Genomic DNA, 24,617 nt, shown 5'->3' on the forward strand with positions numbered 1-24,617 from the left:
GACCCGTGAACGCCTCAACCCACGACGCCTCGACCCTCAACACCCCACGCATACACAGGAAATGCCCAGTTCGTAGCGTTCTGCAACACGCTTTACTTCCTCGGCCGGAACGAACCACCCGCCGGTCCCGCCGTCGCGCAGTTCACCTGGCACGGCACCACCTACCGCTCGGCCACCGTCCTGGACGTGGACCGTACGGCCCAACTCCTGCGGCGTACCCGCACCTGGAGCACCGACGACGGCACACCGCCCGTCGAGGAGCGCTCCGCATGGCGGCTGCTGTTCCCCCAGGAACTGCGCCACCTCCTCACCGCCCACGGCTTCGAGGTCCTCGCGCTGCACGACGGTCCCGGGCCGCGCACCGAACCGGCCTGGCGGCCGGGCGACGGCCCCGGACGCACCGCCGACGGTGACCGCCTCCACGTCGTGGCCCGCCGCACCGCCTGAGAACCACCCCCGTAACCCCCGACGACAGGAGATCAGTCATGCCCAACTCGCCCAGTACGCACGACACATACCCCGGCCTGCGCAGGCGCGGCTTCCTGGCCGCAGCCGGGGGAGCGGCCGGCCTCGGCGCACTCGCACTTGCCGGATGCTCCGGCGGCGGCACCACCGACAGCGCCGCCGCCGGGGGAGAGGGCGCCCCACGACGCGGCGGACGGCTGCGTGCCGCATTCGCCGGCGGCGGTGCGAGCGAGACGCTCGACCCCCACCTGGGCAACCTCTTCGCCGACGCGGCCCGTGCGAAGGCACTCTTCGACAAGCTCGCCGACTACGGCGCGGACCTGTCCGCCGAGCCGCGACTGGCCGAGAAGTGGGAGCCGAACGCAGGGCTCGACCGCTGGACCGTCACCCTGCGGCAGGCCGGCTTCCACAACGGGAAGCCGGTGACCGCCGACGACGTCCTGTACAGCTACCGCCGCATCGCCGACCCGGAGAAGGCGTACCGGGCGCGGGCCTCCCTGGAGCCCATCGACCTGAAGGCGAGCCGCGCCACGGGGGAGCGGACCGTCGAGTTCGTGCTCAAGCGTCCGACGGCCGAATTCCCCAACGTGCTCGCCGCGTTCGGCACGTACATCGTTCCGGACGGCGCCACCGGATTCGACCGGCAGCCGGTCGGCTCGGGCCCCTTCCGGTTCGTCTCCTTCGCACCCGGGCGCTCCACCGTCCTGCGCCGCAACGACGACTACTGGGACGGCGCCCCGCACCTCGACGAACTCGAATTCCTCGTCGCCAACGAGGAGTCCGCCCGCGTCAACGCCCTCCTCGGCGGGCAGGTCGAGTACGCGCACGAGCTCAACCCGGCCACCGGCCGCGCACACGAGAAGGCCGGCAGCATCGAGATCGTCCGCCTGCGGAACAGCGCCATGCAGGCCTTCGCCATGAAGACCGACCGGCCGCCCTTCGACGACCCCCGCGTCCGCGAGGCGTTCTTCCACATCGCCGACCGCGAGGAACTCGTGGACGGTGCGCTCTCCGGCGCGGGCGAGATCGGCAACGACCTCTTCGGCAAGGGGTACGAGTACTACGCGGACGAACTCCCGCAGCGCGTACAGGACATCGACCGTGCCCGCCACCTGCTCAAGCAGGCCGGCGCGGAGAACCTCAAGGTCACCCTCGACACATCGGCCGTCGCCGCGGGCTTCACCGAAGCCGCCGGAATCTTCCGCGACCAGGCGGCCCGCGCCGGGGTCACCGTCTCCGTCCGGATGGGCAGCAAGGACTCCTACTGGAAGGACATCCTCGACGCCGGCACCCTGTGCTGCTACCGGTCCGGGGCCATGCCCATCGAGTCGCACATCTCCCAGCGGCTGCTCACCGGCTCCACCACCAACGCGACCAAGTGGCAGGACAAGAGCTTCGACACTCTCTACCAGCAGGCCCAGTCCACCAAGGACGAGGCGGGACGCGATGCCCTCTACGGCCGCATGCAGCGCCAACTGCACACCAGGGGCGGGTTCCTCGTGTGGGGATTCGGCGACTGGATCCTCGGCACCGCACGCTCCGTACGGGGCGTCGCGCGCGAGGCGCCCGCCAACACCCTGGACTGGGCGCGCTTCGACAAGGTCTGGCTGGCGTGAACGGACTGCGTTCCTGGATCGCCCGGCGGCTGCTCCTCGGCGTACTGCAGACCGGGGCCGTCGTGCTGCTGGTCTTCGCACTCACCGAGGCGCTGCCGGGCGACGCCGCCGTGGCCTTCGCCGGTGACCAGCCCGACCCGGCACGCATCGCGGCCGTACGCGAGGCGATGGAGCTCGACAAACCCGCGCATGTCCGGCTGGCCGACTGGACGACGGGCCTGCTGCACGGCGACTTCGGGACCTCGCTCACCTCCGGCCGGCCCGTGACAGCGTTCCTCGCGGACGGCCTCGGACCGACCCTGGTCCTCGCGACCCTCACCGTGCTGCTCCTGGTCCCCGTCGGAGTCGGCCTCGGGGTGCTCGCCGCCCGCCGTGAGGGCCGTCTCACGGACCGGCTCATCAGCTCGGCGACCCTCGGCGTCTACGCCGTCCCCGAATTCGCCCTGGGGGTCCTGCTGGTGAGCGTGTTCGCCCTCCGGCTCGGCTGGTTCCCGCCGACCGCCGTGGGCTACGGCAACGATCTGCTCGCGCATCCGGCCGCCCTCGTCCTGCCCGTCCTGGTGCTGCTCGCGCGGCCCGTCTGCTCGCTGTGCCGGCTGGTCCGGGCGGGAATGATCGAGGCGCTCGCCGCCCCGTACTCCGCCCAGGCGCGCCGCTACGGAATCTCCGGCGCACGCATCCGGTACGGGCACGCCCTGCCCAACGCCCTCGCTCCCGCCGCCCAGCAGCTCGCACGCACCATCGACTGGCTGCTGTGCGGCGTCGTCGTCGTGGAGGCGCTGTTCGTGATCCCCGGACTCGGCACCGTACTCATGAACGCGGTGGCCGACCGCGACATCCCCGTGGTGCAGGGGCTCGCCGTCGTCTTCGGCCTCGCCACGGTCGTCATCAACCTCGGCGCCGACCTCGTCACCCACCGTTTCGCGCCACGGTCGGGGGTGGCGGCGTGACGCGGCTCAGGAGGTACGGGACCGGCGCCGCCGTCGCCGGGGCTCCGCTCGGCCTCGCCGTCCTCGGACCGCTCCTCGCGGGCGAACCCCCGGCCCGAGCAGCCTCCTTCACCCTCGGCGGCGGCCACTTGCTCGGCACCGACTTCGTCGGCCGTGACGTCCTGGACCAGGTGCTGCTCGGCGGACGGTCCGTGGTCCTGGTCGCGCTCGTCGCGACGGCCCTCGCCTATCTCGTCGCCCTGCCCCTCGGGCTGATCAGCGCCCTCACCCACCGCGGTTGGCTGGAGGAACTGCTGATGCGTCCGCTGGACGTCCTGCTCGCCGTGCCCTCGCTCCTCATGATCCTTCTGGTCGCGGCCGCCTTCCCTCCAGGTGCCGCCGGACTCGCCCTGCTGGTCGCCTTCGTCTCCGTCCCGGACGCCGCCCGCATCGTGCGCGCGGCCGCCGCGGAAGCCGCCTCCCGGCCCGCCGTGGAAGCGCTGCGGATGCAGGGCGAGAGCTGGTGGCGCATCGCCGTCGGCTACGTCGGACGGTCCATCCTGCGGACCCTGGCAGCCGACGCCGGGATCCGGCTGACCGGAGCTCTCTACCTCGTCGCCACAGCTGCCTTCCTGGGCATCGGGGTCGCCCCGGACGCCACGGACTGGGCCGTGATGGTGGACCGCAACCGGGCCGGACTGCTCGTCCAGCCGTGGGCGGTCGTCGTACCCGCCCTGCTCATCGTCGCGCTGACCATGGGCGGCAACCTGCTCGTCGACGCGGCCATGGAGAACCGCACCACGCCCCGGAAGGGCCGACGCTCATGAACCAGCACCCCGTACTCGCCGAGATCAGCAGCCTGAGCGTCGAGATCGACGGACGCGCCCTCGTCGACCGCGTCAGCCTCCGGGTCCGGGCCGGCACGGTCACCGCCCTGGTCGGCGCGTCCGGCAGCGGAAAGACGACGACCGGCCTCGCCCTCCTCGGCGAGTATCCCGCGGGCGCCCGTGTGACGGGCGAGGTACGCGTGCACGACACCCGGGTCGGCTACGTCCCCCAGCACCCCGCGGCGGTCCTCAACCCGGCCCGCCGCATCGGCGCCCTGCTGCACGACATGGCCCGGCAGCAGGTGCGCGACCTGCCCCGGACCCGGCGTCGCACGGCAGCGGGACAGCGCGTGATCGAGGCGCTCGGTGACGCGCAACTCGCTGATGCCGAAGCGCTGTTGCGCCGCTATCCGCACCAGCTGTCCGGGGGACAGCAGCAGCGTGTCGTCATCGCCCAGGCGCTGCTGCTCGGCGCCCGTGTCGTCGTCGCGGACGAGCCCACCACCGGGCAGGACGCCCTGACCAAGCGCCGCATCGTCGTCCGGCTGGCAGCGGTGGCCCGCCGGGGCATCGCCGTCGTGCTGCTCAGCCACGACATGGACGTCGTACGCGAACTCGCGGACGAGGTAGTGGTGATGCGGGGCGGACGCGTGGTGGAAAACGGACCGGCGCCCCGCGTGCTCGCGGCCCCCGCGCACCCGTGGACGCGGGAGCTCCTGGCCGGACCGAGGACCGTGCCGTACGCGGATGCCGGGAACTCCGGTACGGAGGTGCTGCGGGTCGACCGTCTCGTCGCCCACCACCGCGCCGGGGGTTCACCCGTCCGCGTGCTGAGTGTCGCCGGACTGGCACTCCGCACCGGTGAACTCCTCGCCGTCGTAGGCCGCTCGGGCAGCGGCAAGACCACACTCGCGCGTTGCCTCGCCGGCCTGCACCGCGACCACGAAGGGGACGTGTCGCTCGACGGGGAGGCCCTGCCCCGCAGCCTGCGGGCCCGTAGCCGTGAACAGCTCGCCGCCGTCCAGTACGTCTTCCAGGACGCGCGGGCCGCCTTCGACGAACACCGGCCCGTCCTGGACCAGGTCGCACGCACTGCGGTACGGCTGCGGGGAGCCGGCCGCGAGGAGGCGGCGCGGCAGGCACTGCGGACCCTCGCGGAACTGGGGCTGGGCGACGAGCTGGTACGAAGGCTCCCGGGGCGGCTGTCCGGCGGCGAACTCCAGCGCGCGGCGCTCGCCAGGGCACTGCTCGCGCGGCCCCGGGTCCTGGTGTGCGACGAGATCACCTCGGGACTCGACCCGGTCGCCCGACGCTCCCTGCTGGACCTGCTCGCCGCACCGGTCCGGCGGGGGGACGGCCTCGGGATCGTCCTCATCACCCACGACCTGGACACCGCGGCCCGGGCGGCGCGCATCGCCGTACTGGACGGCGGCCAGGTGGTCGAGGAGGGCACCCGGGAACAGATCCTGACCGCGCCGAGCCACCCGTTCACCCTGGCGCTCCTCGATGCGTCAACGCGCCGGGGGGCGGCCGTACGCCCCTGACCGGGCCGTACGCCCCTGACCACGCCGTACGGTCGCCTCACCGCGGCGAAGCGGAATCCGGATCACCTGTGCGGACGTACACTCGGCTCATGGGTCGCATCAGTGTCATGGGGAAGTGCCTGCACCAGGCCGCCCTCGACGCGTCCGCGAGCTGCCGCACCGTCCTGCACGGACACGGCTAGCGATCTTCAGCGGTTCCTGACCGGGGCTCTGCCCCGTCCCGCTCCTCCACCACGCGCATCACCCATCGCACCTCGCTCATCGCACACCGCTCGACGCACAGCGCTCCCCGCACGGCGTACGAGCCCCACTTCACCACCGCAGCTTCGGCGCACCGCCGTCGCTGCGCCCCGGCGACGGCCCCACCACGGCCGCAGCCACCCTCGAAGGGAACATCTTGAAGCTGAGCGCGCTGCTGGCCGGGCAGGACCACGACCTACTCCAGGGTGACCCGGAGAAGACCTGGATCACCGCGGGAACGGCTCTCGACGCGGACCGGGTGGCACCGGGATCACTGTTCATCGCGGTCCCGGGGCATGTGGAGGGCGGCCCGGAATCCGTGGCCCCTGCCCTCGCCCGGGGCGCGGTGGCGGTCATCGTGGACGACAGCTGCGTGCTGCCCGCCGCAGCGGCCGACGTCTGCGTCGTACGGGTGCCGGACACCCGTGTCGCGGCCGCGGTCGTCGCGTCGCGCTACTTCGGCGAGCCGGGGAAGCAGATGGACCTGGTGGCGATCACAGGCACCAACGGGAAGACCTCCGTCTCGTACATGGTCGAGTCAGTGCTCCGGATCTCCGAGGGAGTGCGGAGCGGCGTCATCGGCACCGCCGGCAGCCGTATCGGCGACGAGATGATCCCGATGCCGCACTCCGTGCTGACCACTCCGGAATCACCCGACCTGCAGTACCTGCTGGGGTGCATGCGCGACAGGGGAGTGGGCAGCGTGGTGCTCGAGGCCACGTCGATGGGCCTGCTCACGCACCGGGTGGACCGCACCTTCATCGACGTGGGTGTCTTCACCAACCTGAGCCAGGATCATCTGGACGACCACGGAACGATGGAGAACTACCGGGACGCGAAGCTGCGCCTCTTCCAGGGGCTGTGCCGACGTGCCGTGGTCAACGCGGACGACCCGGTGGGAGCAGGCATCCAGGCGATGATGCCCGGCGCCGTCACCACGTACGCCCTCGACACCGACGCGGACTACCGGGCGACCGACCTCTCCGTGGACGCCTCGGGCACCCGGTTCACGCTGCACCACGACGGGCGCAAGTACCCGGCGGCGATCCCCTCACCCGGCCGGTTCTCGGTGGCGAACGCGCTGGCCACGGTGGCCGCCTGCCACCTCCTGGGACACGACCTCGCCGGTCTGGTCGCCGCGCTCGAACGGATGCCGCAGATCCCGGGCCGGTTCGAGCGCTTCACGACCCCCCGGGGAACGTCGGTGATCGTGGACTACGCGCACTCGCCGGATTCGCTGAACAAGGTCCTCGGCACCATCCGCGGCTTCGCCCGGGCCGAGGTCATCACCGTCTTCGGCTGCGGCGGCGACCGGGACACCACCAAGCGGGCCGAGATGGGAACGATCGCCGGTACCCACTCCGACCTGTGCGTCCTCACCTCGGACAACCCGCGCCACGAGGACCCCGAGGCGATCCTCGACCAGGTCGCACCCGGCATCGAGGCCACCGGCACCCCGTACGAACGCCGCGCCGACCGCCGTAGCGCCATCGAGTTCGCCCTGTCCGCCGCGGGCCCGGACGACATCGTGCTGATCGCCGGCAAGGGGAGCGAGCCCCACCAGACCGTCGGCGACGAACTGATCCCGTTCAGCGACATGGCCACGGTGCGCGAAATCGCCCTGCAGCAGGCCCCGCTGTAGGTCCGCGGCACATCCGTCGGCAGGGCCCGGCGGGATGCGCCCGCCCGGCACCACCGGACCGGGTCCCGATTCACATCGGAAGTGCGTCAACGGATGCGATCTTGGTGTTGGCCCGCGCCGCCCGCCTGATGAAAAGCTGCCCGTGCCGTCCGAGGGGGCGGAAGACACGACGGGGGAGCGCGTATGACGGTGTTCGGCATGAGGTCGGGAGCGGTCCGTGGACGGCGGACCGCGCGCGACCCCGGAGTCGTCGTGCTGCGCGGAATCCCGTACGCCGCACCGCCGTTCGGCATCGACCGGTTCCGGGCCCCGCGGCCTGCCGCCGGCTGGGACGGCATCAGGGACTGCGCGGCGTTCGGCCCCGTCGCCCCGCAGTCCGCACAACTGCCCGGAGCACCCGGCTGGTCACCCGGCGACGAGGACGTCCTCAGCCTCAACATCTGGACCCCGGGCGGCGTCGGTGACGCGCTTCCGGTGCTCGTCTGGATCCACGGCGGCGCCTACGTCTTCGGCTCCTCCGCGCAACCGGACTTCGACGGCACGGCTCTCGCCGGACACGGACTCGTCGTGGTCACGCTCAACTACCGTCTCGGTTTCGAGGGGTTCGGTCATGTCCCGCCCGTCGTCGGCGGGGAGTCCTGCCCGGACAACCGGGGTCTGCTCGACCAGGTAGCCGCCCTGGAATGGGTGCGGGACAACATCGCCGCGTTCGGCGGCGCCGCCGACAACGTCACCGTGGCCGGACAGTCCTCCGGAGCGACGTCCGTGGCCTGCCTGATGGCGATGGACCGGGCCCGCGGACTGTTCCGCCGTGCCGTCGCACACAGCGCCGTGAACTCCTGCGCCTCCCCGGAATCCGCCGCCCGCACCACACAGGAGGTGGCCGCCGCGGCCGGCGTGCCGGGCACGTACGACGGCCTCGTATCCGCTTCCCCGGCCTCCCTCGTCGACGCCTCGGGCGCGGTGGCCGACGGCTACCGCATCGACCCGGCTTCGGGGCAGCGCCACTACGACCCCGCCATCTACGGGCCGGTGGCGGGCGGTGACACGCTTGTGCTGGAGCCCTTGGCGGCGTTCGCCGCCGGCGGCGCGTCCGATGTCGACCTGCTGGTCTGCCACACGACCGAGGAGTACTGGCTGCTGGACGCCGTCGGCAGCAGCGCGAAAATCACCACGGAGAGACAACTCCGCGCATTCGCCGGGGACTTCCAGCTGCCCGCAGCACTGTTGGACGGCTACCGCGCACTCATGCCCGGTGCTCCCGTACTCGATGTCTTCCTCGCCGTGTACGGAGACATGCTGTTCGGCGAGTACAGCAGCAGACTCGCCGAATCCCATGCGCGGGCGGGCGGCCGGGCCTTCCTTTCCCGCTTCGCCCGGCAGCGAGGCGGCGCGGGCGAACGCGTCAGGGCCTGGCACTGCGCGGACATCCCCTTCGCCTTCGGCAACCTCGACGAGGAGAGCGTCCACTTCCTCGTGGGCGGCCCTCCGAACTCCGCCGATCATGACCTGTCGGGGCGCATGATGCGCGCGTGGGCCGGCTTCGCCACGTCCGGCGATCCGGGCTGGCCGCCGGTCGGCGGTTCCACGGGCGCGGTGCGGATCTGGGACACCGCCGCCGAGGGTTCCGGCGGCGCGTGGGAGCTGTTCCGTGCGGGGTGGCGCGAAGCCGGACTCCCGCTGCCGACGCCTTGACAGGTATCCCGGCCCGCCTCCGCCGCAGCGGGGGAGCCTGAGCGCTCCTCCGCGCTCGCGGAGGTCAGGCACCCTCCGCAGCTCCCCGAGTCGACGGTCGTCCTCGGCCTTCTCCGGTGACAGCAGGACCGCCGAGAGCTCACCGGACGAGTGCGTCCGCCCAACCGGGCCGTCATTGGCATGGACCTGCCTATCGATCTGGACTACAGTCCGTTGCGGCACTTCTGAGAGCGCTCTCAGAACACTCTCGGATGCTTCCTGTTCCACCCCCACGAAGCTGGAACAACACGAAGGGGCACTCCCTTGAGACATACCACGATGGTGCGGACCGGTCTGTCCGCACTGCTCATCATCGGAACCTGGGCAACCGCCGGCCTCACCCAGGCGAGCGCGGCGGACTCCCCCTCCGCCGCCGAACCCCGGGCCGGCGCCGCCCTGATCGCGGCCATGCAGAAAGACCTGGGCCTGACGAAGAGTCAGGCCGAGGCGAGGCTCACCGCCGAGAAGTCGGCGACGGCTCTGCAGGGCACCGCGCAGCGTGCGGCGGGAGCGTCGTTCGGCGGCTCCTGGTTCGACGCCGACAGCGGCAGGCTGACGGTGGCCGTCACCGACAGCGGGACGGCCCGGTCCGTCCGGGCGACCGGCGCCGACGTCCGCCTCGTCGACCACACCGCGAAGGAGCTGGACGCTGCCAAGAACCGGCTGGACGCACTCTCCGCACCCAGCGGGGTCAGCAGTTGGCACGTCGATCCCCAGGCGAACAGCGTCGTGGTGAACGTCGTCGCCTCCCAGCAGGGTGACAACGATGTCCGCGCCTTTGTCGCCAAGGCACGGAAGGCCGGGCCGGTCACGGTGAAGCAGACCGCCGCCGCCCCGCAGACCTTTGCCGCGGGAACGGTCGGCGGCGACCCGTACTACACGGGCAACGTCCGCTGTTCCATCGGCTTCTCGGTGCACGGCGGCTTCGTCACCGCCGGGCACTGCAGCGGTGTCGGCGGAGCGGTCAGGGGCTGGGACGGCTCGGCCATCGGCAACTTCCAGGGATCGTCCTTCCCGGAGAACGACTACGCCTGGGTGAACGTGGGCAGCGGCTGGTGGACCGTCCCGGTGGTCCTCGGCTGGGGCACCGTCTCCGACCAGCTGGTCCGCGGCTCCAACGAGGCTCCCATAGGCGCTTCGATCTGCCGCTCCGGCTCCACCACGCACTGGCACTGCGGAAACGTCCTGGCCAAGAACGAGACGGTGAACTACAGCCAGGGCGCCGTCCGTCAGATGACCAAGACCAGCGTGTGTGCCGAACCGGGAGACTCGGGCGGCTCGTTCATCAGCGGCGACCAGGCGCAGGGTGTCACCTCGGGCGGGTGGGGCAACTGCAGCAGCGGCGGTGAGACCTGGCACCAGCCGATCAACGAGATCCTCAACCGGTACGGGCTGACGCTCCACACGGCCTGACGTTCCGCGGGGCCTGCCCGGCCCCGCCACACGCCGTCGCCGGTTTCCCGGCGATCCGGCGGCACGCCGACGGCCCGCTACGGCAGCAGGGTGGCCCCCTGCCGTAGCGGGCCGTCCGTGCGTTGACCGGGGGCGGCTGCCCGTTCCCTGCGCGGCCGCTCGTTCCCTGCGCGGCCGCTCGTTCCCCCGCACGGTTTGGTCGGCCTCGCCCGAACGCCGTGCGCACCGGCCGCGGTCCGCACCCTGTGTGCCGGGCCTGCCCGTCAGGTGCCCTGCCGCGGTGACGCGTTCCTCCGGCCCGCTGTCGTGTGCGCTGCCCGCCCTGCCGCCCCTGCCCGGCGCCCGACTTGTCGCTGCCGCGCACCGTTGCCGGCCGGGCCCGCACCAACTGCCTTTGCAGGGGGCATCGTTCACAGGCTATTGACATGCTCTCAGCGGCGACGTAACACTGGCACCGCTTTGGAGAGCGCTCTCCCAGAGGTTCCCGGAAGGGGGCCCGGCCTCGAGCCGCACTGGGTGGGTCCCTCCCGGGTGCCCGATCCAGCTCCACTCTCCCCCCACTGCGCACCCGATGTGCGCGGATGAAGAGCGGCATGGAGGTCCGCATGGCCGAAAGATTCAGCAGAACCACTCTGGTGTCCGCGCTCATCGTCGCCACGGCCCTGGCCCTGGTGGCCCTGGGGCTCAACGCGATCACGAGCGCCGGTGCCGGAACCACCGGTGCGGCCCCGCAGGCGGCCGGCGAGCCCGCCGCGGCGTCGCATGTCATGCAGGGGCACGTCATGGCGGCAGCCGATCCTGTTCCGTCGGGAGACGATCCGGACGGCGACGGATACATTCCGGCGAATCCGCCGGTCACCGGGGTGCAGCCGTCCGCCGAGATCCCTCCGGTCCGGTACTTCCACGAGTTCCAGGCGAACTGCTCGGTGAACCACACCGGTTCCGTGGACCCGATCGTCTACCCGGGGCAGACCGGAAAGTCCCACAACCACACCTTCATGGGCAACGACACCACGGACGAGAACAGCACCACCGCCTCGCTCGGCGCGGGCGGTACCGCCTGCAAGGCGCCCGGTGACCTGTCCGCGTACTGGATGCCGACCCTCTACAACGGCAACCAGGAGGTGCGCCCGGTCGGTCCGCAGACCATCTACTACAAGTCCGGGGTGACCGACTACCGGAGTGTCAGGCCCTTCCCGAAGGGGCTGCGGTTCGTCGTCGGCAGTCCGACACAGACGCTGGATGAGTTCCGCAATCATCCGGGCCGGGTGGAGGGCTGGGAGTGCGGAGAGAGCTACCACAACTTCGACTTCCCGGCCACCTGCCCGTCGCGTCCGGACGTGCAGCTGAACCTCCGTATGCAGGCGCCCAGTTGCTGGGACGGGAAGCACCTCGACACCCCGGACCACAAGGCCCACATGGCCTATCCGGGCGCCCAGGGTGCCAACCAGAACGTCTGCCCGACCTCGCATCCCGTCGCTCTGCCGATGATCGAGTTCAAGATGGCGTGGCCGGTCAACGGTGACATGTCGCAGGTGAGGCTGGCCAGCGGTACGGGCCACTCCTTCCACTACGACTTCTTCAACGCCTGGGACGACGCCACGCTGAAGGCCATGGTCGACCACTGTGTCGTCGGCGGTCTCCAGTGCGACGCCCGGGGCTACGACCAGAACCGCCCCGGTGACGGTGCTGTCCTGGACGAGAACTACGAACTGCCCTGACCCGACCGCGCTCTCCTCGATGGGTGCAGTGTGTCCATCGGGGAGAGCGCTCTCCAGCGCTTACGACTCCCGCAAGGAAGTGTCTCCCCCCATGAAGTTGCCACATCTCAACCTGTCGGCCCACGGCCGCAGGCGTACGACGGCCCGCCTCACCGTGGCCGTCCTCGTCGCCGCCGGAGCGGCCCTCATGCCCGTGCCCGCAGCACAGGCGGCCGGAAGCGTGGTGAAAGTCGAGGGATCGCAGGGCGCCTGGCGTCTCACCGTGGACGGCTCGCCGTACACCGTCAAGGGCCTCACCTGGGGCCCCGCTGTCGCCGACGCCGGAAAGTACATGCCCGACGTCAAGTCCATGGGCGTCAACACCATTCGCACCTGGGGCACGGACGCCACGACGAAACCGCTCCTGGACAGCGCCGCCGACAACGGGATCAAGGTCATTGCCGGGTTCTGGCTCCAGCCGGGCGGCGGACCGGGAAGCGGCGGGTGCGTCAACTACCTGACGGACACCGAGTACAAGAACGACATGCTCGCCGAGTTCCCCAAGTGGGTGGAGACCTACAAGGACCACGCGGGCGTCCTGATGTGGAACGTCGGCAACGAGTCGGTGCTCGGTCTGCAGAACTGCTACAGCGGTGACGCCCTGGAACAGCAGCGCGACGCGTACACGACGTTCGTCAATGACATCACCAAGAAGATCCACGCAGTCGACCCCGACCACCCCGTCACCTCGACGGACGCGTGGACCGGCGCCTGGGCGTACTACAAGAAGAACGCACCCGACCTCGACCTGTACGCCGTGAACTCCTACGGCGCCGTCTGCGACATCCGCCGGACCTGGGAGAACGGGGGCTTCGACAAGCCCTACATCGTCACCGAGGGCGGCCCCGCCGGTGAGTGGGAGGTCCCGGACGACGCCAACGGCGTACCGGACGAGCCGACCGACGTGGCCAAGGCCGAGGGCTACGGCAGGGCCTGGCAGTGCATCACGGGGCACAGCGGAGTGGCGCTCGGCGCGACGCTCTTCCACTACGGCACGGAGTACGACTTCGGCGGCGTCTGGTTCAACCTGCTCCCGGCCGGCCAGAAGAGGCTCTCGTACTACGCGGTCAAGGAGGCGTACGGAGCGGACACCTCGGGCGACAACACACCGCCCGTGATCACCGGAATGACGGTCGACAACGCCTCGGCGGTCGAGGCGGGCAAGCCGTTCACCGTGAAGGCGTCCGTCTCCGACCCGGACGGCGACGCGCTCACGCACCAGGTGCTGTTCGGCAGCAAGTACCTCGACAACAATGGTCAGTTGACCGACGCCCGGTTCACCGACAAGGGCAATGGCACCTTCGAGGTCACCGCCCCCGACCGGCTCGGTGTGTGGAAGGTCTACATCAAGACGTCGGACGGCAAGGGCAACGTCGGCATCGAGACGAAGTCCTTCGAGGTCGTGCCCCCGAAGGTCGGCGGTACGAACGTGGCGGCGGGCAAACCGGCCACTGCCTCCACCTTCCAGCCCGACAGCGTCGGCTGCCCCTGCCCCGCCGGCAGCGCCGTCGACGGTTCCTTCGACACCCGCTGGGCGAGCGACTGGGCCGACCAGCAGTGGCTGCAGGTCGACCTCGGGGCAAAGACCTCGTTCGACCACGTGCAGCTGGCCTGGGAGGCGGCGTACGCCAAGGGGTACACCCTGCAGACCTCGGACAACGGCCAGGACTGGACCACTGTGCACACCGTCACCGAGGGGAACGGCGGCATCGATGACATCGACGTCGCGGGCGACGCGCGCTACGTGCGCGTGAACACCTCGGTACGCGGCACCCCTTGGGGTTACTCGCTCTACGAGTTCGGCGTCTACCGGAGCTGACCGCTCGTAGGACCTGCCGTGCCGTCTCTCTCCCCGCTGTCGGTGCGGCAGGGAAGTCCGCGGCGGGCCACGGAGATCCGTGGCCTGCCGCTGACTCTTGCCGTGTGCACAGCGGGACCGCCCCACCGGGGGCGGGAGTGCTCACGGTGGTGGGAGCCCGTCGGCGGACCAGGACACCGCCCCGCCGTCCCGCAGCTCCGCGCTCACCCGGAAGACGGCGTCCCGCGGCGCGCGGACCGCCAGCGTCGGGCTGTCGGACACGCCGCGCACGGAGCCCGCCAGCTCGATCCGGTGCACGGCGCGGCTGCCGGCCGCGAGCACGTACCAGGCCCCGGCAGGGGACCTCCAGCGGGTGCCCGCGACGACGTGCCGGCCGAACCGGCTGCACGAGGCCGTGTTCCGAAGGTCGGACACCACCTCCACCGGTGCGGAGGGCGGGACGAACTGCACCAGAACCCGGCCCGGCCCGCGCCAGGTGTCCGCCCGGGTACACACCCAGTCAGCCGTGGAACGGGAGCCGGGCAGCGGCTGTCGGGCGAACTGCCAGTGGTTGACGGCCCGTACCCCGGTGTGGCGCAGCTCCCGCAGCGAACACGCCGTACGGGCCCAGGCGACCAGGCCATCGGTGCCCGTCGCCTCGCGAGGCTGTCTGGCCGGAGCGCCGGATCCGGGCTCCGGGGTGTGGGTGAGGTGGACGGGAGTGAGGTCGCCGAGGTCGGTGACGAGGAACGCGTGCTTCTCCACGATCTCCTCCGACGACCGCAGCTGCATCACGGGCCAGGACCCGCATCCGCCTCCCTCCGCGGGGCGGGGCACGGCCGCGGTGACCCCGTCCCGGTCCACGTCCAGCTGCCGGGCCGGAGTGTCGGGCGCGAGGAGGTCCCGCGTCGCCGACTCCGCAACCCAGGGCGCCAGCAGATACCTCGCCGACGAGCCGGTGCGGCCGACGGCGAGAGCCGCGGCCGTGGTGACGTCCGCGTTGTCGACCCGTGCGAAGTCCAGGGTGGTGGCTCCCGTTCCGGACAGCGGCTCGGCGTACCGGACGACGCGTACCCCGCCGTCGTGGAACAGCACCACGGCCTCGCCGTCCAGATCACCCGCGAACAGCAGCTGGGGCGGCTGGGCCGGTGCGACGACAGCCGTGCCGGGGGCGGCGGTGACGGCGACGTCTGCCGGAGGCCCGGCCCAGTTGCCGAGTGCCCGCTCCAGCAGCTCGCGGTCGTCGGTACGGCCGCCGCGTGGTGGCCAGGCACTGAAGTCCACGCGCGAGGTGTCCGCCCACTGCCCGGGCGGCGTTCGCCCCAGCGCCGCGGGGTCGAGCGCTCCGCCCGGCAAGCTCGCCCGCAGGGCGGTGGCGGGCGGCCCGGCCGTGTCGGATCCGCCGTCGGAGGAGAGGGCCGCAATCCCAGCCACCGCGAGGAGTATCAGGGAGGCCGCGCCGGCCCGTCTCCGGTGCCGGCGCCGCAGCAGGTCGCCGGGGCGCGTCTGCACCGTGCAGGGATCGAACTCGCCCGACCGCAGTATGCGCCGCACCCGCTCGTGGTCGCCCCCCACGACCTGTGCGGCGGCACGCACCGCGCCGGCGGGGTCGGCCACTCCCGCCTCGGCGAGCAGCGCCCGGGTCATGTCGCCGGGCAGCGATTCCAGCAGACGCAGACCCAATGCCGCCCGGACGGTTGCCGGAACATCCGCCAGGGTGCGGTCCAGGGTGTATTCGTCCATCCCGCCGGCGCGTGGGAAGAGCCGGAGCCCTCGAACCACCGGTACCGAGAGGCGCAGCTCGGCCGGTGCGGGCGCCCGCCCCGGCCACCAGCGGGGCCTCCGCTCGTACGCCAGCGCGGAGCGTACGACCCGCAGGCGGACAGCGGCGTACGCGGAGGTGTCCGGACCGTCGCCCGTGCCGGCGGCGGACCGCGGAGCGGGCACGCCGTCGCCGCCCGGTCCCGGCGCGGGGCGCGCCCTGCCGTTCAGGGACCGCTGAACCGCGGCGTGCGCGGCGAGCACCCTGCGGTGTCGGCCGAGGCTCGGCGGCAGCGTGAGATAGGCCAGGCGCACGAGGCGCGGGTAGTGCTGGACGAGCGCTGCCTCGGCCTCCTTCACGCCGAGGTGTGTGCCGGGACCCGGGGTGCGGAGCGGCGAGGGGTGGAGCGGCATGGGGTGGGTGCCTTCCGAGCCGTGGGCAGAGAACCGTCACCCCGGCAAACGAGCCAATCGTGTGACGGTCACATCGGCTTCGTCGCCACGTGTCCGACCTCGGCTCGCCCGTTGCGGCCTCCACGCTTCCAGCGGGCCCTCGACCGCTCCTGCGGACACCGCACGCAACTGCCCGCACACCCCGCGTATCACGTGCGGTGACGGCCGGTCAGAGGGAGTCCTCCGGGCCGTCGTCGTCGGAGCTCAGCTCCTCGGCGCGCAGGGCGAGGTCCTGCAGGACGTCGGCGGACGTCACCTCTCCCTGGCCGGAGTCGTGGACCTGGGCGAGCGCGATGAAGGCCAGGGTGAATGCGCCGACCAGCTGTTCGACGGCGCCGCCGACTTCCCTGCCCACCAGAAGGGCCATCTCCTCGACGGTCGCGTCCCCGGGAATGGCGATGTGGGGCATCGTCTCGTTGAGGAGAGTCGTCACGATGCTTCCGCCCGCGTCCGGGTCGTGCCCGTTCGCGTCCTCCTCGGCGTGGCGCTGCATCTCGCCCGCCTCCGTGAGGATGCCGATCACTCGCTTGAGGACTTCACTCTGCTCCATACGGTGAGCATATGCGTCGGGGACCGTCCGTATGATCGCCGCTCGGCGGTGTGCCGAACGGCCGGATCCCCCGGACACGGGCATCCGTGGATGCCGTGTCCGGGGGATCCGGCCGTCGCCGGGTGCCGGGCTCAGGCCGCCTTGCGGGGCCTGCCGGCCGACGCCTCGCGGATCAGCTCCGCATAGCGCCGGCCGCTGCTCTTGACCGTGCGGCGCTGGGTGGCGTAGTCGACGTGGACCAGGCCGAAGCGCTTGTCGTAGCCGTAGGCCCATTCGAAGTTGTCCAGCAGCGACCAGGCGAAGTAGCCCGCCAGCGGGGCGCCCTTGCGCACGGCGCGGGCACAGGCCTCCAGGTGCTCCTCCAGGTACTGGGTGCGCTCCGGGTCGTGCACCGAGCCGTCGGCCCGGACGACGTCCTGGTAGGCCGCGCCGTTCTCGGTGACGTAGATGCGCTGTGCGCCGTACTCCTCGGTGAGGCGCAGCAGGAGCTGCTCCAGCCCGTCGGAGTGGACCTCCCAGTCCATGTGGGTGTGCCGTGAGCCGGGCAGGTAGATCTGCTTGGCGTTCGGTACGGGTCCGTGCTCGTCGGCGGTGACGACCTGGCGGAAGTAGTAGTTCAGGCCCAGCCAGTCCAGCGGCGCCGCGATGGTCTCCATGTCGCCCGGCCGCACGGGGAGTTCCACCCCGTACAGGTCGACCATGTCCTGCGGGTAGCCGCGGCCGTGGATGGGGTCGAGCCACCAGCGGTTGACGTGGCCGTCGGCCCGGACGGCGGCGGCGCGGTCGGCCTCGCTGCCGCTCGCCGGCTCGATCGGGCTGAGGTTGTTGACGATGCCGACGCGGGCGTCCGGGGACAGTGCGCGGATCGCCTGCACGGCCAGACCGTGGCCGAGATGGAGGTGGTACGAGGCGCGGACGGCGGCCGTCAGGTCGGTCAGACCGGGTGCCATCCGGCCTTCCAGGTGGCCGACCCACGCGGAGCAGAGCGGCTCGTTGAGGGTCGCCCAGTCCTTCACCCGGTCGCCGAGGCGCTCGACGACGGCGGAGGTGTACGCCGCGAAGTGCTCGGAGGTCTCCCGGACGGTCCAGCCGCCGCGGTCCTGCAGTGCCTGCGGCAGGTCCCAGTGGTAGAGCGTGGCGAACGGGGTGACCCCGGCGTCCAGGAGACCGTCGACCAGCCGGTCGTAGAAGTCGAGACCCGCCTTGTTCACCGGTCCGTCGCCGCCCGGCACGATCCGTGGCCAGGCGAGCGAGAAGCGGTAGGCGTCCGCCCCGAGCTGCTTGATCAGGCCGATGTCCTCGGGGACCCGGTGGTAGTGGTCGCAGGCCACGTCGCCGGTGTCCCCGTTGTCGACGGCGCCGGGGAGGTGGGAGAAGGTGTCCCAGATCGAGGGGGAGCGGCCGTCCTCCGCCACCGCTCCCTCGATCTGGTACGCGGCCGTGGCGACGCCCCAGGTGAAGTCGGCCGGGAGGGCGTTGAGGTTGTTCACTGACTGCCTTTCCGTTTCGGTCACTTGACGGCGCCCGCGGTGAGTCCGGCGACGAGGTAGCGCTGCAGCAGGAGGAATCCCACGACGACGGGCACGCTGACCACCAGCGACGCCGCCATGACCTGGTTCCAGTAGACGTCGTTCAAGGTGGCGTATCCCTGGAGTCCCACGGCCAGGGTGCGGGTTTCGTCGTTGGTCATCACGGAGGCGAAGAGCACCTCGCCCCAGGCCGTCATGAACGAGTACACCGACACGGCGACGATCCCGGGCACCGCGGCCGGCACGACGACCTGGAACAGCGCCCTGATCGGACCGCAGCCGTCCACCAGGGCCGCCTCGTCCAGATCCTTCGGGATGGAGTCGAAGTAGCCGATCAGCATCCAGATGGAGAAGGGGAGCGAGAACGTCAGGTAGGTGAGGATCAGTCCGCCGCGGGAGCCGTAGAGGGCGAGACCGGTGCTGTTGCCGATGTTGACGAAGATCAGGAACAGCGGGAGCAGGAAGAGGATCCCCGGGAACATCTGCGTGGAGAGCACCGTGACGGTGAAGACCCGCTTGCCGCGGAAGCTGTAGCGGCTCACGGCGTACGCCGAGAACACCGCGATCGTCACCGAGAGCACCGTCGCGGAGGCCGCGACGATCAGCGAGTTCACGAAGTACTTGGCGAGCGGGACGGTCTCCCAGATGTCGAAGTACGGCCGGACGGTCAGCTCGGACGGGATCCACTGGAACTTCCCCGACACGTCCTGGAGCGGTTTCAGCGAGCTGCTGACCATGACGTACACGGGCAGCAGGACGAAGCCCGCGAGGACGGTCAGGACGATGCGGCGGGTCCAGAGGAAGGACTGCGGTGCGGCCATGGGGGACCGGGCGTGGCTAGCCATGGGAGCCCTTCCTTCCGCGTGAGGTGAGCAACAGGTAGACGGCCGTGACGATCAGCAGGAAGAGGAGCAGCAGGACGGACATCGCCGAGCCGCTGCCGAAGTTCCAGGTGACGAAGGACGACTGGTAGATGTGGATCGAGATCAGGTCGGCGTTCTCCGGCGCTGATTTCCCGAACAGCACGTACGGCGTGTTGAAGTCGTTGAACGTCCACAGGAACAGGACGAGCACCAGGACCTGGTTGACGGGCCGCAGCGAGGGAAGCGTGATCCTGCGGATCTGCTGCCAGATGCCGGCGCCGTCGATCGAGGCGGCCTCGTACAGTTCGCGCGGGATGTTCTGCAGCCCGGCCATCAGCATGAGGAAGGCGAACGGCCAGCCCTTCCAGACCGAGACGATGATCAGTGCGTAGATGCTGTTGTCGCCGATCAGCCAGAACGACGGCTCGTCCGTCAGCCCGAGCTGGTCATGGAGTACGTGGTTCACCAGTCCGTTGTCCCGCTGGAACATGAAGGCCCACGTGATGACGGCCGCGTAGACCGGCAGGGCGTACGGGACGAGGAACACCGCCCGCAGGAAGCCCCGGCCGCGGAAGTTCTCCTGCAGCATGATCGCTGCGGCGATTCCGAACAGCCAGGCCAGACCTACGGCGAAGAAGGTGAAGACACAGGTGACGAGGAACGAGTGGAGCAGCGCCTCGCCGATCGGGGCGTTGAAGTCGACGGCGATGCTGTAGTTGTCGAGTCCGGTCCAGGGCGCCCCGGCCCAGTTGCTGATGTAGAACTGCGTGAACTGGCGGAAGCTCATCATCATCCCGATGGCCATCGGGATGATGTGGATCAGGAGTTCGAGCAGGACGGCGGGGAGCAGGAGGAGATAGGGCAGTCCGCCTCGGCGGATCCGGTCGGGGATGCGCGGCAGTCTCCTGCGCGCATCCCCGGTGCCCGTGCTCGTCACCCTGTCCGACTTGTCGACCTGGGGATCGGTGGTCACGGCGGTCATGAAGAGTGCCTCACTGCTGCATCGTCTGCTGGGCCTTGTCCAGGCGCGCCTTGACGGTCTCGGTCGTGATCGGCTTGCCTGCTGCGGCCTCGGCCCACAGCTCCTTGATCGCCGTACCCACGGCGGTCTCGAACTGCGACTCGTTGGGGACCTGGGGGAGCGGGGCGGCGCTCGTGGCGAGCGTGTCGCGCAGGACCTTCAGGTCGGGGGCCGAGAACGCCGGGTCGGCCTGGGCCGCCTTGACCGGGGGAATCGCGCCGTAGGTCTTGTTGAGGAGCTTCTGCTCCTCGTCGCTCGTCATGAACTTCACGAACTTCTTGGCGCCGTCGATGTTCTTGGAGTTCTTGAACACGGCCATGTTGATGCCGGCGACCATCGAGTTGGTGTTCTTGCCCGTGCCGGGGACGCCCGACTCCACGGGGACGGGGGCGACGCCCCAGTCCTCGGGCTTCATGCCCTGGGCGGCGAACGTGGTCGCGGCGGCCTGCCACAGCACCATCGCCGTCTTGCCCTTGGCGAAGTCCGTGAGTGACTGGTTCTGGGCGTACTCCGCGTTGCCCGGGGCGATGATCTTGTCCTTGGCCATCAGGTCGATGTACTGCTTCACGGCCGCGACCGCACCGTCGGAGGTGAAGGTCGCCTTGCCGGACGCGTCGAAGAAGTCGGCTTCGTGCTGCTGGCCGAGGACGAAGGCCTGGTGGATGTTGTTCGAGAGGTTCGCACCCTCGGCGCCCAGCCCCCACTTGCCGTCCTTCGACAGCTTCTTGCCGGTGGCTACCAGTTCGTCCCAGGTGGCGGGCGGCGCGGTGATGCCGGCCTCGGCGAACATCGCCTTGTTGTAGTAGAGGGCGTACGCCAGCGAGTACAGCGGTACCGCGGCGGGCGGCTCGCCCTCCTTGCCGGCCGACGCGACGGCCGAGTCGATGAAGCGGTCACGGCCGCCGATCGCCTCGAAGTTCTTGTCGTCCCACGGGAGCAGCGCGCCGGAGGCCTGGAGCGAGGCCGACCAGGTGTTGCCGATGTTCAGCACGTCCGGGCCCTGGCCGGACGTGGTGGCGGCGAGGATCCGGTTCAGCAGGTCGGCCCAGGGGACGACCTCCAGCTTCACCTTGATCCCGGTCTCCTTCTCGAACTTCTTCAGCTCGGGAGTGAGGATCTTCTTGTCGGCCTCGATGCTCGGGCCCTGGTTGGACGCCCAGTACGTGAGGGTCTTGGGTGACTCGTTGCTGCCGCCGGACGACGACGTTCCGCCTCCGCAGCCGGTGACTCCGGCCGCGACGGACATGGCGAGGGTGACAGCTGCTGCGGCTCTGAGGTGACGCATGAAAGGTGGCCCCTTTCCGGGGATGGCATCGTTCGGGACCCGAACGGCCGTCCATCACTTAATTTATGACGTGATTTAAGAGGTGAAGGAAGTGTGCGTCAAGGGGTGAGGGCGGGGTATGTTTCCGGAACGAAGGGAGCAACATGGCTGAGCGCAGCAGACGGACCGTGCGTGACCTGCGAAGGGGCAATCGGGCGAGGGTATTGCAACGGTTGTATTTCGACGGCCCGCTGAGCCGTCAGGAGCTCGGCCCCGCGACGGGGCTGAGTTCGGGCTCCATCAGCAACGTGGTCGCGGAGCTGGCCGCGGAGGGTCTCCTCGAGGAGGCCGGAATTGTCGATTCCGACGGAGGGCGCCCCCGTACCCTGCTGCGGATCGCCCCCGGTGGCGGCCTGCTCGTGGGCATCGACATCGGTGAGACCCGGGTCCGCGTCGAGCTCTTCGACCTGTCCCTCACGGAACTGGCCCGCACCGAACGCCTGCTCGCCCAGCACGGCTACGACGTCGACCGCATCGTCAGGCACGTCCGTACCGGGGTGGCCGATGTCCTGCGCGACGCGGGTGCCGACCCGGGCAGGCTGCTCGGGATCGGCATCGGCGTGCCGGGAATCGTCGAACGCGAGGCATCCGGAGCCGCCGACGGCCGGGGCACGGTCGTGCACGGCCAGACCATCGGCTGGAGCGCGGTCCCCTTCGAGCGGATGCTCCGCGACGCCGTCGACGTACCGCCGGAGGTGCCGTTCTTCATCGAGAACGGAGCCAAGACGCTGGGGCAGGCCGAGATGTGGTTCGGCGGCGGCCGGGGTGCCGAAGTCGCCGCCATCGCCCTCATCGGCTCAGGCGTGGGCGCCAGCGTGAACCGAGGGGAGATCCTCGACGAGGACCTGTCGAACGCGGCCCTGGAGTGGGGGCACACCACCGTGCAGGTGCGGGGCCGCCGCTGCCGCTGCGGTTCGATCGGCTGCCTGGAGGCGTACGCCGGTGCGGAGGCCATGCGCGAGCGCTGGCACGAGGCCGGCGGCCCGCTGCCCGCGGACACCGACGACGAGGCCGCCCTCGCCGCGCTCCTCGCCGCCGCCTACCCGGGACCGGGCCGCACCGCCCCGGACCCGGTGGCGGTCGCCATCCTGGACGAGACGGCCGAGTACCTGGGTGCCGCCCTGGCCGACCTCGTCAACCTGTTCCTGCCCGACCGGATCCTGCTCGGCGGCTGGGCCGGGCTGCTGATCGGCCCCCATCTGCTCCCGGACATCCGGCGGTACGCCCAGGAGTACGCGCTGAGGCACGCGGCGGCCCGCACCACGATCGAGATGGGTCACCTCGGTCCGGACGCGGTCACGGTGGGCGCCGCGACCCTGCCCCTGTCCGACTTCCTGGCCCGCGGCGGCAGCCGGCCGGCGACGGCTCCGGATCCGGCCAACGCGCCCGGCCCGGCCCGGCCGGCCGCGACCGCCCTGCGCAGCCGTACTCCGGCGGGCTGAGCCGGAGCCGGCGGCGGTGGCGCACGGTGTCGCCGACGCGGGGCGAAGCGGTCCGTGCCCCTCTCGTGCGACGGGGCCGTGGGTTGCCGGTGGGACGCCCGGGCGGACCCGGGCGTACCCGGATCCGCCCGGGCACGACCCCGACGTGCGCGGAGTCCGCGAACGGTCGTCAGATCTGGACGAGCGCCTCCACGCGCATCCAGCCCCGGCCGTCGGCCGCCGCGTCGGTGGTGACCATCGCGTAGCTGTACTCGTTGTACCCAGCGCCCTCACAGGTCGAAGCGCCGACTATGTCACCCGCGTGCTTGGTCTTGACGACCACACTGTTCGGGTTCGGGTTCTCGTACACCCCGGCGGTCGGCCACACGACCTTGTACTGGCATCCGAACTGGGCAGAGGCGCCGGCGGTCGAGCCGGTGACGAGGGCGCCGGTGAAGCCGAGCGCGGTGGCCAGGACGGCGGTGGTGAGACGGGTCATGCGCATGAGTGCTGGTGCTCCTTGGGGGTCGACGATCTGTCAGGGCACAGGATGGTAAGCCCTTCGGGGGTACGCCGCGCACCCGCACTCCCCACCGCCGGACCGTCGGTCAGGACCGCACCGGAAGCCCTGCCGGAGCATCAGGCGGAATCGCGCACCACGAGGGCCGGTTCGTGGATCACTGACGTCGCGGGGCTGTCCGGTGACGTGAGACGGTCCAGCAGCATGCGCGCCATCTCGGCCGCCATGTCCTCCACCGGCTGCCGCACCGTCGTGAGCGGCGGCCGGCAGGCGGAGGCGGCGCTGCTGTCGTCGAACCCGATCACGGCCACGTCCGCGGGTACCCGCCTGCCGTGCTCCCGCAGGACATGGCAGGCGCCCATGGCCATCAGGTCGTTCCCCGCGAACACCCCGTCCAGGTCGGGGTGTTCCGTCAGCAGCCGTTCCATCGCGGCCTCGCCGCTCTCCTGGGTGAACTGTCCCTCGGCGATCGGGATGTACGGGTGTCCGTGCCGCGCCATCGTGTCCCGGAAGCCGGCCAGGCGCTCCTGTCCCGCGGGCACGTCCAGCGGACCGGTGATCGTGGCGATCCGACGGCAGCCCCGCGCCAGCAGATGCTCGGCGGCGAGTCCGGCCCCCTCCCGGTGGGCCAGATCGACATAGCTGATCCGTACCGGCCGGGCGGGACGCGCGTACAGGACGGCGGGCAGTCCCGCGTCCGTGATCAGTCCCGGCAACGGGTCCTCGGCGTGGGTCGACACGATCAGCGCCCCGTCGGCGCTGCCCTGCCGCAGGTAGGACACCACCTCGTCCCGGGCCCGCGGTGTCTCGGCGAACATCAGGACCGGGTGCATCCCGCGCGGCCGCAGGTAGTTGACGACTCCCGTCACCACCCTGCCGAAGAACGGGTCGGCGAAGACACGGGCGGTGAAGGAGCTCCCGTCGGCCGCCCCCGCTCCCTCCTCGTCGTCCGTCTCCACGCCCGCACCCGAAACGACCAGGACGATGGAGTCCGCCCGCCGCGTGACCAGGGAGCGTGCCGCGCGGTTGGGCGCGTATCCGGTGACGGAGACGGCCTGACGCACGGCCTCCTGGATCCCGGGATCGACATTGCGCACTCCGTTGATGACCCGTGAGACGGTGGCGCGCGAAACGCCGGCCGCCCTCGCCACGTCCTCCAGGGTGGGTGCCGCACCGGCCGATCGCTGGTCATCCGTCATGAGCGCAT

The 24,617-nt window shown here is 70.9% G+C and carries 18 protein-coding genes and 1 pseudogene; 11 read left to right on the top strand and 8 right to left on the bottom strand.

Going from position 1 to position 24,617, the window contains the following annotated elements; all coding sequences use genetic code 11:
• Window positions 1–84: 84 nt before the first annotated feature.
• From ACFW9O_RS29915 to ACFW9O_RS29960, 10 genes and pseudogenes are all read left to right on the top strand, one after another.
• Window positions 85–447 (top strand): annotated as a pseudogene (locus ACFW9O_RS29915) (SAM-dependent methyltransferase); the annotation flags it as partial.
• Between the two features lie 38 nt (window positions 448–485).
• On the top strand, window positions 486–2,081 hold the full coding sequence (locus ACFW9O_RS29920) for an ABC transporter substrate-binding protein (RefSeq protein ID WP_384613603.1): 1,596 nt from the start codon (window positions 486–488) through the stop codon (window positions 2,079–2,081).
• Window positions 2,078–3,031, top strand: a complete 954-nt coding sequence (locus ACFW9O_RS29925; RefSeq protein WP_384613605.1) for an ABC transporter permease — start codon at window positions 2,078–2,080, stop codon at window positions 3,029–3,031. The genes ACFW9O_RS29920 and ACFW9O_RS29925 overlap by 4 nt, the downstream gene beginning before the upstream one ends.
• On the top strand, window positions 3,028–3,837 hold the full coding sequence (locus tag ACFW9O_RS29930; RefSeq protein ID WP_384613607.1) for an ABC transporter permease: 810 nt from the start codon (window positions 3,028–3,030) through the stop codon (window positions 3,835–3,837). Before ACFW9O_RS29925 ends, ACFW9O_RS29930 begins: the two co-directional genes overlap by 4 nt.
• Entirely contained in the window at window positions 3,834–5,381 is a 1,548-nt protein-coding gene (locus ACFW9O_RS29935) for an ABC transporter ATP-binding protein (RefSeq protein ID WP_384613609.1), read from the top strand. Before ACFW9O_RS29930 ends, ACFW9O_RS29935 begins: the two co-directional genes overlap by 4 nt.
• 397 nt (window positions 5,382–5,778) lie before the next feature.
• Window positions 5,779–7,263 (top strand): UDP-N-acetylmuramoyl-L-alanyl-D-glutamate--2,6-diaminopimelate ligase, encoded by a 1,485-nt coding sequence (locus ACFW9O_RS29940; RefSeq protein WP_384613611.1) that lies wholly within the window; start codon window positions 5,779–5,781, stop codon window positions 7,261–7,263.
• Between the two features lie 183 nt (window positions 7,264–7,446).
• The gene (locus ACFW9O_RS29945) at window positions 7,447–8,958 is read left to right on the top strand and encodes a carboxylesterase/lipase family protein (RefSeq protein ID WP_384613613.1); all 1,512 of its coding nucleotides are present in this window, start codon (window positions 7,447–7,449) and stop codon (window positions 8,956–8,958) included.
• Between the two features lie 318 nt (window positions 8,959–9,276).
• Entirely contained in the window at window positions 9,277–10,410 is a 1,134-nt protein-coding gene (locus ACFW9O_RS29950) for a S1 family peptidase (RefSeq protein ID WP_351174488.1), read from the top strand.
• Between the two features lie 605 nt (window positions 10,411–11,015).
• Window positions 11,016–12,131 carry a DUF1996 domain-containing protein gene (locus tag ACFW9O_RS29955; RefSeq protein WP_384613615.1) on the top strand — a complete coding sequence of 372 codons (1,116 nt, stop codon included), beginning with the start codon at window positions 11,016–11,018 and terminating at the stop codon, window positions 12,129–12,131.
• Window positions 12,132–12,222: 91 nt separating this feature from the next.
• A complete protein-coding gene (locus ACFW9O_RS29960) occupies window positions 12,223–13,989 on the top strand; it encodes a discoidin domain-containing protein (RefSeq protein WP_384613617.1) in 1,767 nt (588 codons plus the stop codon).
• 141 nt (window positions 13,990–14,130) lie between these two features.
• Here ACFW9O_RS29960 and ACFW9O_RS29965 read toward each other — a convergent pair whose 3' ends face one another.
• The 6 genes from ACFW9O_RS29965 to ACFW9O_RS29990 all read right to left on the bottom strand — a co-directional run bounded on the left by ACFW9O_RS29965 (window position 14,131) and on the right by ACFW9O_RS29990 (window position 21,430).
• Complete coding sequence (locus tag ACFW9O_RS29965) at window positions 14,131–16,143, bottom strand: hypothetical protein (protein WP_384613618.1); 2,013 nt, start codon at window positions 16,141–16,143, stop codon at window positions 14,131–14,133.
• Window positions 16,144–16,351: 208 nt separating this feature from the next.
• Window positions 16,352–16,732 (bottom strand): hypothetical protein, encoded by a 381-nt coding sequence (locus ACFW9O_RS29970; RefSeq protein ID WP_384613620.1) that lies wholly within the window; start codon window positions 16,730–16,732, stop codon window positions 16,352–16,354.
• Between the two features lie 131 nt (window positions 16,733–16,863).
• Window positions 16,864–18,222 carry a GH1 family beta-glucosidase gene (locus tag ACFW9O_RS29975; RefSeq protein WP_384613621.1) on the bottom strand — a complete coding sequence of 453 codons (1,359 nt, stop codon included), beginning with the start codon at window positions 18,220–18,222 and terminating at the stop codon, window positions 16,864–16,866.
• Window positions 18,223–18,242: 20 nt separating this feature from the next.
• Complete coding sequence (locus tag ACFW9O_RS29980; protein WP_384613622.1) at window positions 18,243–19,106, bottom strand: carbohydrate ABC transporter permease; 864 nt, start codon at window positions 19,104–19,106, stop codon at window positions 18,243–18,245.
• Window positions 19,099–20,106, bottom strand: coding sequence for a carbohydrate ABC transporter permease (locus tag ACFW9O_RS29985; protein WP_384613624.1), 1,008 nt, complete (start codon window positions 20,104–20,106; stop codon window positions 19,099–19,101). Before ACFW9O_RS29985 ends, ACFW9O_RS29980 begins: the two co-directional genes overlap by 8 nt.
• A gap of 10 nt (window positions 20,107–20,116) precedes the next feature.
• Complete coding sequence (locus tag ACFW9O_RS29990) at window positions 20,117–21,430, bottom strand: sugar ABC transporter substrate-binding protein (protein ID WP_351182323.1); 1,314 nt, start codon at window positions 21,428–21,430, stop codon at window positions 20,117–20,119.
• Between the two features lie 143 nt (window positions 21,431–21,573).
• Between ACFW9O_RS29990 and ACFW9O_RS29995 the strand changes: the two genes are divergently transcribed.
• Complete coding sequence (locus tag ACFW9O_RS29995; RefSeq protein WP_351182326.1) at window positions 21,574–22,911, top strand: ROK family transcriptional regulator; 1,338 nt, start codon at window positions 21,574–21,576, stop codon at window positions 22,909–22,911.
• A 169-nt stretch (window positions 22,912–23,080) separates the two neighbouring features.
• On the opposite strand, the gene ACFW9O_RS30000 is transcribed toward ACFW9O_RS29995, so the two are convergent.
• Both ACFW9O_RS30000 and ACFW9O_RS30005 read right to left on the bottom strand, forming a co-directional pair.
• Window positions 23,081–23,395 carry a glycosyltransferase gene (locus ACFW9O_RS30000; protein WP_351181481.1) on the bottom strand — a complete coding sequence of 105 codons (315 nt, stop codon included), beginning with the start codon at window positions 23,393–23,395 and terminating at the stop codon, window positions 23,081–23,083.
• A 134-nt stretch (window positions 23,396–23,529) separates the two neighbouring features.
• Window positions 23,530–24,609, bottom strand: a complete 1,080-nt coding sequence (locus ACFW9O_RS30005; RefSeq protein ID WP_384613626.1) for a LacI family DNA-binding transcriptional regulator — start codon at window positions 24,607–24,609, stop codon at window positions 23,530–23,532.
• Window positions 24,610–24,617: the final 8 nt, after the last annotated feature.

It is taken from the genome of Streptomyces sp. NPDC059499 (assembly GCF_042749285.1).
In the GTDB taxonomy this organism is placed as follows: Bacteria; Actinomycetota; Actinomycetes; order Streptomycetales; family Streptomycetaceae; genus Streptomyces.